Origin of the sequence: Vreelandella zhuhanensis, from assembly GCF_009793355.1 — a bacterium.
Taxonomy (GTDB): Bacteria; Pseudomonadota; Gammaproteobacteria; order Pseudomonadales; family Halomonadaceae; genus Vreelandella; species Vreelandella zhuhanensis.
The window spans coordinates 203273-218206 of record NZ_WTKP01000001.1 but is presented as its reverse complement, the minus strand read 5'-3'; the positions used below and the strand labels follow the sequence as shown (position 1 = coordinate 218206).

At 58.2% G+C, this 14934-nt stretch carries 18 protein-coding genes; all 18 read left to right on the top strand.

Going from position 1 to position 14934, the window contains the following annotated elements:
* The first annotated feature begins 15 nt into the window (after positions 1–15).
* The gene (locus GPM19_RS00960) at positions 16–558 is read left to right on the top strand and encodes a YceD family protein (RefSeq protein WP_160417020.1); all 543 of its coding nucleotides are present in this window, start codon (positions 16–18) and stop codon (positions 556–558) included.
* 36 nt (positions 559–594) lie between these two features.
* On the top strand, positions 595–765 hold the full coding sequence (rpmF, locus tag GPM19_RS00955) for a 50S ribosomal protein L32 (RefSeq protein ID WP_114488056.1): 171 nt from the start codon (positions 595–597) through the stop codon (positions 763–765).
* Positions 766–802: 37 nt separating this feature from the next.
* Positions 803–1837: a phosphate acyltransferase PlsX gene (gene plsX / locus GPM19_RS00950; RefSeq protein WP_160417019.1), complete on the top strand. Its 1035-nt coding sequence runs from the start codon at positions 803–805 to the stop codon at positions 1835–1837.
* A 129-nt stretch (positions 1838–1966) separates the two neighbouring features.
* Entirely contained in the window at positions 1967–2926 is a 960-nt protein-coding gene (gene fabD / locus GPM19_RS00945) for an ACP S-malonyltransferase (RefSeq protein ID WP_160417018.1), read from the top strand.
* Between the two features lie 55 nt (positions 2927–2981).
* Positions 2982–3725, top strand: a complete 744-nt coding sequence (gene fabG, locus GPM19_RS00940) for a 3-oxoacyl-ACP reductase FabG (protein ID WP_160417017.1) — start codon at positions 2982–2984, stop codon at positions 3723–3725.
* A 115-nt stretch (positions 3726–3840) separates the two neighbouring features.
* Complete coding sequence (gene acpP, locus GPM19_RS00935; RefSeq protein ID WP_083005609.1) at positions 3841–4074, top strand: acyl carrier protein; 234 nt, start codon at positions 3841–3843, stop codon at positions 4072–4074.
* 182 nt (positions 4075–4256) lie between these two features.
* Entirely contained in the window at positions 4257–5495 is a 1239-nt protein-coding gene (gene fabF, locus GPM19_RS00930) for a beta-ketoacyl-ACP synthase II (protein WP_160417252.1), read from the top strand.
* A 7-nt stretch (positions 5496–5502) separates the two neighbouring features.
* Positions 5503–6306, top strand: a complete 804-nt coding sequence (gene pabC / locus GPM19_RS00925) for an aminodeoxychorismate lyase (protein WP_160417016.1) — start codon at positions 5503–5505, stop codon at positions 6304–6306.
* Between the two features lie 92 nt (positions 6307–6398).
* Positions 6399–7406 (top strand): endolytic transglycosylase MltG, encoded by a 1008-nt coding sequence (mltG, locus tag GPM19_RS00920; protein ID WP_160417015.1) that lies wholly within the window; start codon positions 6399–6401, stop codon positions 7404–7406.
* A gap of 22 nt (positions 7407–7428) precedes the next feature.
* A complete protein-coding gene (gene tmk / locus GPM19_RS00915; RefSeq protein ID WP_160417014.1) occupies positions 7429–8082 on the top strand; it encodes a dTMP kinase in 654 nt (217 codons plus the stop codon).
* Entirely contained in the window at positions 8073–9059 is a 987-nt protein-coding gene (locus tag GPM19_RS00910) for a DNA polymerase III subunit delta' (RefSeq protein WP_160417013.1), read from the top strand. The genes tmk and GPM19_RS00910 overlap by 10 nt, the downstream gene beginning before the upstream one ends.
* Before the next feature lie 33 nt (positions 9060–9092).
* Positions 9093–9428 carry a PilZ domain-containing protein gene (locus tag GPM19_RS00905; protein ID WP_160417012.1) on the top strand — a complete coding sequence of 112 codons (336 nt, stop codon included), beginning with the start codon at positions 9093–9095 and terminating at the stop codon, positions 9426–9428.
* Positions 9429–9494: 66 nt separating this feature from the next.
* Positions 9495–10334 carry a TatD family hydrolase gene (locus tag GPM19_RS00900; RefSeq protein ID WP_160417011.1) on the top strand — a complete coding sequence of 280 codons (840 nt, stop codon included), beginning with the start codon at positions 9495–9497 and terminating at the stop codon, positions 10332–10334.
* A gap of 90 nt (positions 10335–10424) precedes the next feature.
* Positions 10425–10988 (top strand): DUF1285 domain-containing protein, encoded by a 564-nt coding sequence (locus GPM19_RS00895; RefSeq protein WP_160417010.1) that lies wholly within the window; start codon positions 10425–10427, stop codon positions 10986–10988.
* The gene (locus GPM19_RS00890; RefSeq protein ID WP_160417009.1) at positions 10985–13189 is read left to right on the top strand and encodes an ATP-dependent helicase; all 2205 of its coding nucleotides are present in this window, start codon (positions 10985–10987) and stop codon (positions 13187–13189) included. The genes GPM19_RS00895 and GPM19_RS00890 overlap by 4 nt, the downstream gene beginning before the upstream one ends.
* Positions 13190–13279: 90 nt before the next feature.
* On the top strand, positions 13280–13411 hold the full coding sequence (locus GPM19_RS15565) for a hypothetical protein (RefSeq protein ID WP_319928073.1): 132 nt from the start codon (positions 13280–13282) through the stop codon (positions 13409–13411).
* A complete protein-coding gene (locus GPM19_RS00885; RefSeq protein ID WP_319928072.1) occupies positions 13371–13826 on the top strand; it encodes a Gfo/Idh/MocA family oxidoreductase in 456 nt (151 codons plus the stop codon). The genes GPM19_RS15565 and GPM19_RS00885 overlap by 41 nt, the downstream gene beginning before the upstream one ends.
* A 39-nt stretch (positions 13827–13865) precedes the next feature.
* Positions 13866–14912, top strand: a complete 1047-nt coding sequence (locus GPM19_RS00880) for a DegT/DnrJ/EryC1/StrS family aminotransferase (RefSeq protein WP_227842041.1) — start codon at positions 13866–13868, stop codon at positions 14910–14912.
* Positions 14913–14934: the final 22 nt, after the last annotated feature.

The window sequence follows — 14934 nt, the reverse complement described above, 5'->3', positions numbered from 1 at the left end:
TATCATTGCGCGCCTATGTTGACCTCACAACTCCCCAGCCGGGTTGAGCCTTATAAGCTTGCAGCCCGCCGCGAACGACTGGAAGGCAGCGTGGCAATGAATCAGTTGCCACGTCTTGCCGATGAAGTCGGCCCTCAAACCGGCGACTGTCATGTCGTACTGGAATTTGGTGCTGATGCCCAGGGACGCCGCGAAATACGTGGACACCTTCAAGCGACGTTGGCATTGCCTTGCCGCCGTTGCATGGAGCCTATGGCCCAAGCGGTCGAAAGTGACTTCCTGTTGGGGATGGTGACCAGCGATACGCTTGCTGCTGACTTGCCTGCCAGTCACGAACCAGTGCTGGTGGAAAACGAACAGCTGGACCTGCTGACGGTAATCGAGGATGAACTTATCCTCAGTTTGCCGCAGGTGGTTTATCACGATGAGGCTGATTGTCATGTCTCGGCGGAGCAGTTGGTCAGCAAAACGGACAGCGAAGTGGCGAAGCCGGCTGCCGAAAATCCATTTGCGGTACTCAAAGCCTTGAAAGACAAGAACTTGAAAGGCAAGAAGTAACGCATTTTTACGCTATATATCTTGGAGTAATGACTCATGGCAGTTCAAAAGAACCGTAAAACCCGTTCCAAGCGCGGCATGCGTCGTAGCCACGATGCGCTGAGCGCACCGACCCTGTCCCAGGACAAGGAAACCGGTACGACTCACCTGCGTCACCATGTTGCCTCGGACGGCTTCTACCGCGGTCGCAAGGTAGTTGAGGTCTAAGCCTCTCTTCAGAATGGCCGATTGCAGGGGTTGAATCGTGCGCATCGCTATTGATGTCATGGGGGGTGATGAAGCGCCTCATGCCACGATCGTCGGAGCCGCCCGAGCTGCCCTGGATAATCCAGCGCTGGAGCTTTTGCTGTTCGGCCCTTTTCAGCGCTTGCACGCCGAACTTTCACGCTTGCCGCGGCCCATGGCCGCGGCAACGTCACGTCTGGTGCTGTGCGATGCCCCCGATGTTATCGGTCAGGGGGCTACTGCTGCTTGGGCGTTACGCCATGGCAAGCAGACAAGCATGGCGCGAATGCTGCAAAGCCTGGCTGATGGCCAGGCCCAGGCCGGCGTCAGTGCGGGCAATACAGCGGCACTGGTAGCTCTTTCGCGGCAGGCACTGGGTACGGTAGCTGGCATTTCCCGGCCGGCAATCAGTACAGCGATTCCCGCCCGTGGTGATAGGCGTTGTTATCTGCTCGACTTGGGGGCGAACGTCGATTCACCGGCGACCCGCCTTGTCGACTTTGCCTTGATGGGGGCAGTCATGGCACGCCATGTGGATGCTGTCGCCATGCCGCGGATCGCCTTGCTCAATGTCGGGGCGGAGGCAACCAAGGGCAGTGCCAGTGTACGCCAGGCAGATACGCTGCTAAGGGCTTATCCAGCTGAGGGGGCTTTTACCTACCAAGGCTATGCCGAGGGCGGCGACCTGTTTAGTGGCAAGCTGGACGTGGTTGTGTGCGATGGTTTTGTGGGTAATGCCGTGCTCAAGGCCAGTGAAGGATTGGCGGGTATGTTAGTAGAGCGTGTCCAGGCAGCCTTTGATGCCCATTGGAGTGGCCGTCTGGCGAGCCTGCTGGCGCGCCCGGTATTGAAGCGCCTCAAGCGCGAGCTGGACCCGGTGCGCTATAACGGTGCCAGTTTGCTGGGGCTTGATGGCATCGTAGTGAAAAGCCATGGGGGTACGGGTGCCGATGGATTTCACTATGCTATCAAGCGCGCCGTGCAAGAGGTTGAACAAAACTTGCCTGGTCAGTTGGCGACACAATTAATGGCGCATTCGGCTACCTTGAATTGAACGGTAACCGATGACGCTTTTGCATTTTTTTCGATTTTTTTAATGGAGTTGACTCTGCGGTGCAGGAATACCGCGGTCAGGTCTTATCGCTCACAAGAGCAAATGCTAACAAGAGCAAAGGTGATCGACATGTCTCAACCCCTTGCCCTCATCTTTCCCGGGCAGGGCTCTCAGCAGCTGGGAATGCTGCGGGAGCTGGCCGAGCGCTATAGCGTAGTAGGTACGACCTTCGAAGAAGCATCGGAGGCATTAGGCTACGATTTGTGGAAGCTCGTGCAGGAAGGTCCGGAAGAGAGGCTCAATGCGACGGCCTGCACCCAGCCGGCGCTATTGACGTCCAGTGTTGCGATCTGGCGGGTCTGGCAGGAGCTTGAAGGTCCACGGCCGGGAGTAATGGCTGGACATAGCTTGGGGGAATACAGCGCCATGGTCTGTGCCGGCGTGCTGGGCTTTGCTGAAGGCGTTCAGCTTGTCAAGCTGCGCGGTGAAGCCATGCAGCAAGCCGTGCCGGCAGGAGAAGGGGGCATGGCCGCTATCCTGGGGCTTGAAGGTGCTGTGGTTGAAGAGGCTTGCGCCAAGGCCGCTCAGGGCGAGGTGGTGGCCGCGGTCAATTACAATGCGCCAGGCCAGGTAGTCATCGCCGGCACCAAGGCGGCTGTGGAGCGGGCGATTATCGCTTGCCAGGAAGTGGGCGCCAAACGTGCGCTACCCTTGCCGGTCTCTGTGCCTTCGCATTGTGAATTGATGCGCCCGGCAGCGGAACAGTTGGCGCAAGCGATGGTGGGTATCAATATGCGTCCGCCACGCTATGCCGTGATCCAGAATGTCGATGCCCAGGCGCATGCCGATGTCGAAACATTGCGTACGCGTCTGGTCGAGCAGCTGTATCAGCCGGTACGCTGGACTTCTTGCGTGGAAGCGATGGCCGAGCAAGGTGCCCGTGTGTTTATCGAATGCGGTCCCGGCAAGGTGCTTACCGGCCTAAATAAGCGCATCGTGCGTGGCAGCAAAGGGTTGGCGGTCAATGATCCGGATAGCCTGGAAGCTGCATTGGAACTGGCCCGTGAAACGTTGGCTGGGGACGCCTGATCGGCATGGCTGTTAAGCTATGCTTGCTTGTTCATCCCGTTGAAGGCAGTAAATTATGACACAGGAATGTAGGGTCGCTCTGGTGACCGGGGCCAGTCGTGGTATCGGCCGCGCCATTGCTCATGAGCTCGGGCGCCAGGGGCGTATCGTTATCGGTACGGCGACCAGTGAATCCGGCGCCGAAAAAATCGAGGCGGATCTCAAGGAGCAAGGCATCCAGGGCGGTGGGCGCTGTCTGAACGTGACCGACCAGGCGAGTATCGACTCCCTGCTCAAGGAAATCGGCGAAAGCTTCGGCGCGCCTACCATTCTGGTCAATAATGCCGGCATTACCCGCGATAATCTGCTTATGCGCATGAAGGAAGATGAGTGGGATTCTGTGATGGACACCAATCTCAAATCAGTCTATCGCGTGAGTAAGGCTTGCCTAAGGGGGATGACCAAGGCACGCTTCGGGCGTATCGTGTCGATCAGTTCGGTGGTGGCGACCATGGGCAATTCAGGCCAAACCAATTATGCTGCCGCCAAAGCAGGCATGGAAGGCTTTAGCCGGGCATTGGCTCGGGAGGTCGCTTCACGGGCCATTACGGTCAATGCGGTGGCGCCGGGCTTCATCGCCACCGACATGACTCAGGCGCTGCCGCAAGCACAGCACGATATGCTGATCAATCAGATTCCGCTGTCGCGTCTGGGAGCACCGGAAGAAATCGCTGCCGCCGTGGGTTTTTTGACCAGTGAAAGCGCTGGCTATATCACCGGCGAGACATTGCATGTCAATGGCGGCATGAATATGCGTTGATGGCCGACGGTTGCGTCGACCTGAGGGCGTCTATAAACTACCCCGCAGCTTTTGGCTTGCGGTTTCCAAACGGCTCGTTATCAAAACGACTTGTGTGAACGACTGGAGTACGTCAATGAGTACCATCGAAGAGCGCGTGAAGAAGGTTGTGGCTGAGCGCCTGAACGTCAAGGAAGAGGATATCCAGAACAGTTCTTCCTTTACCGAAGACCTGGGTGCCGATTCTCTTGATACCGTTGAGCTGGTCATGGCTCTGGAAGAAGAATTCGATACCGAAATTCCTGATGAAGAAGCAGAAAAAATCACCACGGTTCAAGAAGCAATCGATTACGTGAACACCCACCAGTAAGGGCTGTGACGACTGCGTCTAACCATTGTGGGCCATTTTGGTCTGCAACCAGAGGGCCGTCCTGCATGCAGGGCGGCCCTCTGCTTTTACGCTCACAATGAACCCAATGACGATTGTTCGTTATAATGGGCAGCAAATGACCCTGCCGGGTCGTGTCACCAAGGATGCCTGGAGGAAAAATGATGGGGCGAAAAAGGGTAGTGGTAACCGGGCTAGGCCTGGTAACCCCAGTGGGCAATACCGTCGACGAGTCATGGTCGAACATCGTGGCGGGCAAGAGCGGTATCGCAACGATCGAGGATTTTGATACCAGCGGTTTCAGCACGCGTTTCGGTGGGTCGGTCAAGGACTTCGATATTCGTCCTTATCTCAATCCCAAGGAGGCCCGCAAGATGGACATGTTCATCCAATACGGCATGGCCGCGGGCGCCCAGGCGATCAACGACTCCGGTATTGAATGCACCGATGGTAATGCCGACCGTATCGGCGTTGCCATCGGTTCCGGCATCGGCGGCCTATCGATGATCGAGCATAATCACAATGCCATGCTCAAGGGCGGCCCGCGGCGCATTTCACCGTTTTTCGTGCCCGGTTCGATCATCAACATGATTTCCGGCAACCTGGCTATTCAGCATGGCTTTCGCGGACCTAACATCGCCATTACCACTGCCTGCACCACCGGTACCCACAACATTGGCTACAGCGCACGTACCATCGCCTATGGCGATGCCGATGTGATGGTGTGTGGCGGCGCTGAAATGGCCACCACCCCGCTGGGCCTGGGTGGGTTTGCGGCAGCGCGAGCACTCTCCACGCGCAACGATGATCCTGAAGCCGCTAGCCGTCCCTGGGACCGGGATCGCGATGGTTTCGTGCTTTCCGACGGGGCAGGCATCCTGGTGCTGGAAGAGTATGAGCACGCCAAGGCGCGTGGCGCCAATATTTATGCCGAGCTGGTAGGGTTCGGTATGAGTGATGATGCCTATCACATGACAGCACCCCCGGAAGATGGCAGCGGCGCGGCATTGTCGATGAAAAATGCCATCAAGGATGCGCAGCTCGATCCCACCCAGGTGGATTATATCAATGCTCATGGTACCTCCACCGCCGCTGGAGATTTGGCGGAAAGTCGCGCCATCGAAAGACTCATGGGCGATGCCGCTCAACAGGTAGCGGTGAGTTCGACCAAATCGATGATCGGTCATCTGCTGGGTGCTGCCGGCGCGGTGGAAGCGATTTTCAGTGTACTGGCCATTCGTGACCAGGTAGCGCCACCGACCATCAATCTGGACAACCCGCAGCAAGGTTGCCGGTTGGACTACGTGCCGCATACGGCGCGTGACATGCCAATCAACGTAGCGCTGTCGAATTCCTTCGGGTTTGGTGGCACTAACGGGTCGCTGCTGTTCAAACGGGTCTAGACTCGGGATGGAAGTGCCTCAGGTACCCTTCGACGACCGCGGCCTGGCTTATGGCGATGGCCTGTTTGAAACCGTGTTGCTGCGTGACGGTAGGCCGTTGCTGTGGGATTACCATCTCGCCAGGTTGAAGCGAGGCTGTCGCCTTCTCGATATTCCATGCCCGGCTCAAGGTGCATTGGAAGCTGACATACGTGTGGACGGTGAAGGGCTCGAAGTGCTCAAGTTGATCGTTACCCGTGGCAGTGGCGGGCGAGGGTATGCCTGTCCTGAAAAGGTGGTTCCGCGACTGCTCAGCAGCCGGACACCGTTTCACGCCCAGGAGCAGCACTGGCGCAACGGCGTCCGGGTTCGGTTGTGCGAGTTGCGCCTGGGGCATCAACCCAGGCTGGCGGGCATCAAGCATCTCAATCGGCTGGAAAACGTATTGGCCAGAAACGAATGGCAGACCCCTGATATTGTCGAAGGCTTGGTCGCGGACCATAACGGCCGTGTGATAGAAGCGACCAGCATGAATCTGTTCTGGTGCCACAAAGGACAATATTTCACCCCGTACCTGGACCAGTGCGGCGTGGCCGGCACCTTGCGTGAGGCCTTGCTCGCTGCCGGTGAGGTAACCCAAGCGCACCTGGATATCGAAGAGCTGAGTGATGTCGAGGCATTATGGATCGGCAACTCCGTCCAGGGGATGTGGCCGGTGGCCGAATTGTTGGATACTCAAGGTGCCCCTTGGCAACGTTGGTCGCTGGGGACGGCGTCACGTCGGCTTCAAGCGATGGCAAACCGTCTGCTCGGCTATCCCCAATTCAGTTGAAAAAAGTTCGGTTGAAAGAGTCTAGTTGAGAGAGCTCAATTGAAAAAGCCGGGTGCCGAGCATAGGCAAGGCGTCTGAGAAAACGAGGTGGAATGGTGAAACGGTTATTGACCGTACTGGTCGTCGTGGTAGGGGTGGCCGGTATAGCGGCGTTCGGTGGGTACCGCTACTGGCAAGACCGCCTGGATGAACCGTTGGCACTGGATGCTCCTTATTTGTATGAGGTGTCGCCGGGTGCCGGTTTCCATCAGGTGGTGGGTGAACTTGCCGAGCAAGAGATAATCGAGGGCGTCTGGGCGTATCGCCTGTTGTCGCGGTTGGAGCCTGAGACCGTGCCACGTCTGCGGGTTGGCGAGTATCAGCTGGAACCCGGCATGAACGGGCGCGAGCTGATGGTGTTGCTGGGTAGCGATCAAGTGGTCACCTATTCGCTGACCGTCCCCGAAGGCTGGACTTTTCGCCAGATGCGCAGTCTCTTGAATGCTGCGCCCAAGCTGGATAAGCGTACCGCCGAGATGAGCGATGCAGAAGTCATGGCATTGCTGGGACGCGAAGGAGAGCATCCGGAAGGCTGGTTCTTCCCCGATACTTACCGTTATCACAAGGGCGTGAGTGATGTGGAACTACTGCGTCAGTCGCTCCAACGCATGGAAACTGTCCTTGAGCAGGTGTGGGCAGAGCGTCAAGACGACTTGACCATCGACTCTCCCTACGAGGCGCTGATCATGGCCTCATTGATCGAACGTGAAACCGGAGCGGCGCAAGAACGGCGCGAAATTGCCGGGGTGTTCAAGCGGCGAATGGAAAAAGGCATGCGGCTGCAAACGGATCCCACCGTGATTTACGGTATGGGCGAACGCTATGAGGGTAGTATCACCCGGGCGGACCTGCGCCAGGCCACGCCCTACAATACCTATGTGATCGATGGCATGCCGCCGACACCCATTGCCATGCCGGGGCGTGCTGCGCTGGAAGCTGCGGTCAACCCTCTGCCCGGTGAAACGCTTTATTTTGTTGCGCGTGGCGATGGCACGCACCACTTCTCGCGTACCCTGCGTGAGCATAACAATGCCGTGAATCGTTATATTCGCAATCGCTAACTTTTGAACATCCGGAATCTTTATGCATGAGCGTGGGCGCTTTATCACTCTGGAAGGCGGCGAAGGCGTCGGCAAGTCGAGCAACCTCGGCTGGGTCGTGGCATGGCTGGAATCGCAGGGAATCGAGGTGGTGCAAACTCGCGAGCCGGGAGGAACGCCGCGCGCCGAAGCCATTCGGCAATTATTGCTGGATCCCTCTCCGGTCGAACCGTTAGATGCCGATGCCGAACTGTTGCTGATGTTCGCCGCCCGAGCCCAACATCTCGCCCAGAAAATTCGTCCGGCCCTGGCGCGTGGTGCCTGGGTGGTTTGCGATCGCTTCACCGACGCCACCTTTGCCTACCAGGGAGGCGGGCGCGGGATTGCCGAGGCCCGCATTGCCACCTTGGAAACCTTCGTGCAGCAAGGGTTGGCCCCTGACTTGACCTTGCTGTTCGACATGACACCAGAGGCCGCCCGTTGGCGTCTAGAGACCCGGCTGCAGACAAGAGGCGAACAAAAAGATCGCTTTGAACGTGAACAGACGGCATTTTTCGATGCGGTACGCCGCGGCTATCTCAAGCGCGCCCTGGCAGAACCTGAGCGGTTTGCCGTGATCGATGCCGAGCCCGCCTTGAAAGAGGTGCAGGCTCAATTGGCAAGCGTCCTGCAAGAGCGGGTGCACGCATGGCGCTAGCCTCGGCATTACCTTGGCATCAGTCGCTATGGGCGCAGCTGAGCGCTTTGGCGAATAGCCAGCGCCTGCCCCATGCGCTACTTTTCAGTGGTCCTCATGGTGTCGGCAAGCAACAACTCGCCGATGCCTTGGTGGCAGGAGCGCTCTGTACCCGACCCGGTCTTCAGGCATGTGGCCAATGCCATGGCTGTCATATGCTGGCTTCGGGCTATCATCCCGATCTGATGCGTGTGTCGCCGGAAGAGGGCAAACGCCAGATACGCATCGACCCGGTACGCGAAATCAATCGGTTTGTCTCGCAAACAGCACAGCAGAGCGGCTATCGCGTCATCGTGATTACCCCGGCGGAAGCCATGAACATTGCCGCGGCCAATGCGCTGTTGAAAAGTCTGGAAGAGCCGGGTGCCAATACTTTATTCATCTTGTTGGCGGATAGCCCCTCACGAGTATTGCCGACCATTCGCTCGCGCTGCCAGCACTGGCCATTGCCCAGGGTATCGCTTTCAGCGTCTCGCGCCTGGTTGAGCGAACGTCTGGGCAGTGAAGAGGAGGCTTGCTTCTGGTGGCAGGTTGCTGGTGGGTTGCCGTTGTTAGCGGTAGAACTGGCGGCGCCGGAGGCGCGTGCCTTGCGACATCAGACCCACGACTGCTTTGAGCAGCTGGTGCGTGGTGCCGAGCCGGTTTCAGAGGCCGCCCGGCTGGACCGCCAAGCGATAGATGCCATCTTGTGGTACGGTATCGCCTGGCTGGAGGACTTGATTAGGCTGGGACTTTCCGGCGACGCTGGCACCCTGCATAACCCCGATTTGCTGCCTCTCTACCGTCAGGCGGTGAAAAATGCCCGCGTCCAGGACTGGTTTCGTTTGCTCGATTACGCCCGTGAACAACGACGCTTGCTGAGTTCAGGCGCTAACCCCAACCCTCAGCTGGTATTGGAGGCATGGCTGGTGCGCTGGTCCGCGTTATTGCGCTCTTGATGTACTCAGTATCCGCTTTGCAAGGAGATCATGATGGCGACTCAGAAAGCGCTTTCACTGACCATCAAGGATGTGCCGACGCTGCTTTTAGCTTATATGCCCTTTCTTGACCGGGGGGGAATGTTCATTCCCACTCGCGAGCGTTACAGTCTGGGACAGGAAGTGTTTCTTTTGCTCCTGCTGCCGGGAGAAAGCGAGCGCTTGTCGGTATCTGGTCATGTCATTTGGGTGTCGCCCGAAGGGATCTCGGGTCGTCGGGTTCCCGGCATCGGGGTGCATTTCAGCCAGCAGGATTATACGGTCCGCGACCGCATAGAAACCTTGTTGGCCGGCCAGCTAGATAAGAGCGCGCCAACCTATACCCTCTAATTAGTCGATTTTTCCGTGCGGCCGTTAGTGGCTGCATTTTCGCTGTTTTCTGCTGTCGAGATTAGCATGTTCGTCGATTCTCATTGTCACCTGGACCGTCTCTCGGAAACCACGCATGGGGGGAGCCTGGCGGCTGCTCTGGACGCTGCCCGCGCTCGGCGGATTACCCAGTTTCTGGCGATCTCCGTGACGCTGGAAGAGCTGCCCGGGCTTGCCGAGATTGCTCGCGCTCATGCGGATGTAGTGATCTCCGCGGGTGTGCATCCGCTGCATACTGTGGTCGAAGAACCTGGCGTCGAGGCAATCAAGACCGCTGCCGAGCGATTCGACGCCGTGGCGATCGGCGAGACCGGGCTGGATTACCATTATCTGGGCAAAGATAACGTGCCCGGCCGTGAGTGCCAGCATGAGCGCTTTCGAAGCCATTTGATCGCCGCCCGTGAACTTGAACTTCCGGTCATCGTGCATACGCGGGATGCCAAGGCGGATACCCTGGCGCTGTTGCGGGAATATACCGACCCACGTATCGGCGGTGTACTGCATTGTTTTACCGAAGATATCGAGATGGCGCGTGAAGCGGTACGCCTGGGCTTTTATATTTCGCTTTCGGGCATCGTCACCTTTGCCAATGCCGAAGCGCTGCGTGACTTGGCGCGCCAGTTACCACTGGATCGTTTATTGATCGAAACCGACAGCCCTTACCTTGCGCCGGTTCCTCATCGGGGCAAGCCCAACGAGCCGGCTTGGGTGGTGGAAGTCGCTGAATGTATCGCTCAGGTACGCGATATCAGTGTGGATGAAGTCGCCATGCAGACTACCGCCAATTTCTACCGCCTATTTCAGCAAGCCGCTCCGCAGGCAAGCCCCGAGGTACGTGATGCGCTCACGCAAGCCGGGCTGCTATAGTCCTTGAAGAACGGTCCTTGAAAAACAGCCCTTGAAGAACGGTGCTTGGAGACAAGCCTTGTTGAATGCTACGCAGCAGAGGAGAGGTCGATGAATTTCGATAGATTGTTGGGTCAGTTGGGTCCCGCTGACCGTATTCCTCCTCTGGAATCCTGGCAGCCGGCGCTTTCCGGTGACATGGATCTATGCATTGCCGCCGACGGCCGCTGGTGGCACGAGGACGAGCCCATCTCAAGACCTAAGTTGGTGCGCCTTCTGGCCACGTTGTTGCGTCGTGACCCGGAAGGCTATTGCCTGGTAACCCCGGTGGAGCGCTGGCGTATCCAGGTGGAAGACCTGCCGCTGGTGATTGTCGAGGCGAACCTTGAAAATGGTGACTGGTGGTTGACCACGCAATTGGGCGATCGCGTCCGATTAGACAGCGAGCATCCTTTGCGAGTCACTCAAACCCCCCAGGGCGAGTGGGTGCCGGAAGTGCCGATACGTTACGGGCTTTCCGCACGGCTCAATCGCAACGTCTACTATCAACTGGTGGAAGCCGCTACCTTGCGTTCGCACGATGAAGGAAGCAGCGAGCTAGGCGTGGAAAGCGCCGGCCACTGGCATCCGGTGGGCTGGATAGATGACGAAACATCTTCCAGCGAGGCACTGTGAAATTAACCGCTGAACAACGCGCGGTCATTGCCCATGGCCACGGCCATGCGCGGGTGGCAGCAGTGGCGGGAGCGGGCAAAACCACCACGATGGCAGCGCGCGTGCTGCATCTACTTGATCAGGACGTGCCCGCCAAGCGCATGCTGGTGCTGATGTTCAATCGTGCCGCCCGGGAGGATTTTCAAAGCCGTTTACAGCAAATGGCCCAAGCCCGCCAGACGCTACCCGATGTACGCACTTTTCATTCCCTAGGGCATCGCTTGACCCAGAGCCTATGTCGGTGGGGCGCCTTGACGCCTCGTCAGCTACTCTCGGCCGACTGGCAAGTGGAACGCCTGTTGCGCCAGGCCACGCTCAATGTACTGGCACATAGCCGTGAACGTCGCGATGCTGCGCTGGAAGGCGAGCGTCTGGAAGCCTTGGCGCATTATTGCGGGTTGATCAAGGCGGAAGTGGCCGAGCCCGGCGAGCTTTATGCTCGCCTGGATTTCGATGCCGATACCGATTATTTTCCTGCCGCCTTCGAGGAAGCCGAACGTCTGCTGGCTCAGGAAAATGTCATGACCTACGCCGATCTTCTGTACCGGCCACTGCTGGCGCTCGAAGCCAGTGAGTCATCTCAAGCGCGGGTGCAAGGCTTTCTCGATCACGTGATCGTGGATGAGTACCAGGACATCAATACCGCGCAACAGCGCTTGTTGGCGGTACTGGCAGGCAAGCAGGCGGCAGTGATGGCGGTAGGTGATGCCAACCAATGCATCTATGAATGGCGCGGCGCTCGCCCGGATACCATGCTGGAGAATTTCACCGCCACCTTCGGTGATGCAACCGATTACCCGCTTTCCACGACCTTTCGTCATGGCCATGCGCTGGCACTGGCGGCCAACCATGCAATTGCCGCCAATCAGCGTCGCCCGGACCAGCTTTGCCTGGCGGCTCCCGGCAATCCTGTTACCCGGATTGAGGTAGGCCAAGGCAACCGGGCATTACTCGAAACCTTGAGCGAATGGCAACAGCAGGGGCGCGGGCTGAATGAAGCCTGCCTGCTGGTGCGCAGCTGGGCGCTCTCCGTGCCGGTGCAGCTGGCGTTGCTGCAAGCGGGGCAGCCGTTCCGGCTATCTCGCGATGACCGTTTCGTGTTTCGCTTACCGTTGGTGCAGGCGCTTGCCGGCTACCTCAAGTTGTCGCGTTATCCGGCACTGCTCCAAGATCCCGCTCACCTTGCCTTATTGTTCTCGCAGCCCACTCCTTTTGTCGCCCGTGACCGCCTCGTCAGCCTTGCCCGGCAACTGGCCCAGACGCAGCATTGGCCGGAGCGCCATGATCCCGCACTGGCCGATCTCAAGCCTCTCCAGCGACGTAATCTCAAGCGCCGCTGGGAGCTGCTGTGTGAGTTGCCTAAACTGGGCGCTTGGCCGCCGGCCAAATTGCTGGCTCATGTGGTGAAAGCCATCGACGCCGAGAAGATACTCAAGCGTGCCGCGGCGCGTCGCGACAAGGGTGAGGAAGACGTACGGCTGCTGGATGTACTGATCGAACAGGCCCAGGACGTCAGCGATCCGGATGCCTTCATCGAACTGCTCGAACGGCCGGTCGAAAACCATGCCGAGGGGATACTGATTACCACGGTACACGGCGCCAAGGGATTGGAGTGGCCGCTGGTGGCGGTGGCGGGCGTCAACGAAGAGGACTTTCCGCATTACAGCCGGGACAACCCCTTGAACGAGGCGCGTTTGGAAGAAGAACGCCGTTTGTTCTACGTAGCGATCACCCGGGCGCGCGAGCGCTTGTTGCTGCTGCATGATGGCGGAGAGCATCGTCCCAGTCGGTTTGTTGCGGAAAGCGCCTGGCAGGATAGCGTCTGTGTGGCTGAAGCCTTGCAAGCCTCGGAATACAGTCGCCCCGTCCCGGTACGTTCGGTGGCTTTGGTCGAGCGCTATCTTGATGGCGTAGGGGCCGAGCTGAAGGTAGAGGTCGCCGCACCGCCAGCGATAGCTGAGCCGGGCGCAGGGTATGGGCCCACCACTACTTTTCGGGTAGGCCAACGCTTGCATCATGCGGTATTCGGTGAAGGCGCGGTGCTTAGCGTGGAGAACGCGCCGGATAATCCTGTTCTAGAGGTACAGTTCGTCAAAGCCGGCAAGCGTCGTTTGGTGGCCAATCGCGCGCCTATCGAACCCCTGAATGCCGAGCGGGCATGAAGGACAGTTAGGCATCTTTTCTGACAGACAGCCGCTACGACTGCCACTACGCTTACGCTAAAGGGACAAGCGAAGCCGAGGAGGGCAGGGATGAATTTTGCGTTGATTGGAGTGGCCGGCTACATCGCACCACGCCACATGCAGGCGATAAAGGACTGCGGCCATAATCTGGTCGCCGCCTATGATCTCAATGATTCAGTCGGCATTGGGCGTCGTGACTGAAATCGGCATCCATTTTTTCGACATGCTGCATCAGGTTTTCGGCAAGCTCGAGAAGCAGGTGCTTCACTATCGTGATGATCATAAAGCCGCCGGTTATCTGGAGTATGAAAAAGCCCGCGTACGTTGGTTCTTGTCTATCGATGCTGAAGACCTGCCGGAGAATGTCCCTGAACAGCAGTCGACCTATCGCAGCCTCACTTGCGATGGACAGCAATTCGAGTTTTCCAGTGGCTTTGCCGAACTGCATACGGTCAGCTATCGCGAAATACTCGACGGGCGCGGTTTTGGTATCGATACCGTGCACCACTGCTTGGAAACCGTGGCAAGCCTGAACCGTGTACAACCCGAAACGCCGCGTCAGGACCAGATGCATCCTCAGCTGCTGACGATGGGCGTCGGCTCTGGAGAAGGATAAAATATACAGTCCATTGATCTGGCCGCTCAGCAAGCCCGGTTGGGAACACGGCTTGAAAATGCCATCCAGACCGTGCTCGCCCATGGCCGTTTTGTACTCGGCCCGGAGGTGGAAACCCTGGAGCACCGCCTGGCGGCGCGGGTGGGCGTGGCCCATTGCATCAGCTGTGCCAGCGGTACCGATGCCTTGCAGATTGCCCTGATGGCGCTGGATATCGGTCCCGGTGACGAGGTCATCGTGCCTGGGTTCAGCTTCATTGCTACTGCCGAGAGTGTGATGCTGACCGGCGCCACGCCGGTCTACGTGGATATCGAACCGCATACCTGCCTGATTGACCCTTCGGCGATTGAAGCGGCAGTCACACCACGTACCCGGGCTATCATGCCGGTATCGCTGTTCGGTCAATGTGCTGACATGCAGGCAATCGAGGCGATTTCCGAGCGCCATGGACTGGTGGTGATTGAGGACGGTGCGCAAAGCTTCGGTGCCGCCCGCAATGGACGTGTATCCGGTGCACTGAGTCGCATCGCTTGTACCAGTTTCTTTCCCAGCAAGCCGCTAGGCGCCTACGGTGACGGTGGGGCATTGTTCACCGACGATGATGACCTGGCCGAAACGTTGCGGCTGATTGGGCGTCACGGAGAAGCGAGGCGCTATCATCATGTTCGCTTGGGCATGACCAGTCGTCTGGATACGTTGCAAGCGGCGATCTTGCTGGCCAAGCTGGAACTTTTCGATGAAGAAATCATCTTGCGCCGAACAGTGGCCGAACGCTATGACCGGCTGCTGGCACCGTTAGCGATCGAGTGTCCGATGCTTTTGGAGGGCAATACCAGCGTTCATGCCCAATATAGCATCCAGCTATCCGAGCGTGACCGCATTCAGGCGCGGCTGAGTGAGACCGGTATTCCTACCATGATCCATTATCTTGTACCGTTAAATCGCCAACCCGCCGTAGCTGATACGTCTTGCTCGCTGCCTGTCTGTGAAACGGTTTGTGAGCGTATTCTCAGCTTGCCCATGCATCCTTATCTGCAGGACGCACAACAACGCCAAGTGGTAAAAGCGCTCGAAAAGATACTGTAAAAATAGCCGCCGCTGTCATCAA

Excerpts from the sequence above, each read along its gene's own strand:
- GPM19_RS00960 (WP_160417020.1), top strand. The coding sequence starts at position 16 with ATGTTGACCTCACAACTCCCCAGCCGGGTTGAGCCTTATAAGCTTGCA.
- rpmF (WP_114488056.1), top strand. The coding sequence starts at position 595 with ATGGCAGTTCAAAAGAACCGTAAAACCCGTTCCAAGCGCGGCATGCGT.
- fabD (WP_160417018.1), top strand. The coding sequence starts at position 1,967 with ATGTCTCAACCCCTTGCCCTCATCTTTCCCGGGCAGGGCTCTCAGCAG.
- fabG (WP_160417017.1), top strand. The coding sequence starts at position 2,982 with ATGACACAGGAATGTAGGGTCGCTCTGGTGACCGGGGCCAGTCGTGGT.
- acpP (WP_083005609.1), top strand. The coding sequence starts at position 3,841 with ATGAGTACCATCGAAGAGCGCGTGAAGAAGGTTGTGGCTGAGCGCCTG.
- fabF (WP_160417252.1), top strand. The coding sequence starts at position 4,257 with ATGGGGCGAAAAAGGGTAGTGGTAACCGGGCTAGGCCTGGTAACCCCA.
- pabC (WP_160417016.1), top strand. The coding sequence starts at position 5,503 with ATGGAAGTGCCTCAGGTACCCTTCGACGACCGCGGCCTGGCTTATGGC.
- mltG (WP_160417015.1), top strand. The coding sequence starts at position 6,399 with ATGGTGAAACGGTTATTGACCGTACTGGTCGTCGTGGTAGGGGTGGCC.
- tmk (WP_160417014.1), top strand. The coding sequence starts at position 7,429 with ATGCATGAGCGTGGGCGCTTTATCACTCTGGAAGGCGGCGAAGGCGTC.
- GPM19_RS00910 (WP_160417013.1), top strand. The coding sequence starts at position 8,073 with ATGGCGCTAGCCTCGGCATTACCTTGGCATCAGTCGCTATGGGCGCAG.
- GPM19_RS00905 (WP_160417012.1), top strand. The coding sequence starts at position 9,093 with ATGGCGACTCAGAAAGCGCTTTCACTGACCATCAAGGATGTGCCGACG.
- GPM19_RS00900 (WP_160417011.1), top strand. The coding sequence starts at position 9,495 with ATGTTCGTCGATTCTCATTGTCACCTGGACCGTCTCTCGGAAACCACG.
- GPM19_RS00895 (WP_160417010.1), top strand. The coding sequence starts at position 10,425 with ATGAATTTCGATAGATTGTTGGGTCAGTTGGGTCCCGCTGACCGTATT.
- GPM19_RS15565 (WP_319928073.1), top strand. The coding sequence starts at position 13,280 with ATGAATTTTGCGTTGATTGGAGTGGCCGGCTACATCGCACCACGCCAC.
- GPM19_RS00885 (WP_319928072.1), top strand. The coding sequence starts at position 13,371 with ATGATCTCAATGATTCAGTCGGCATTGGGCGTCGTGACTGAAATCGGC.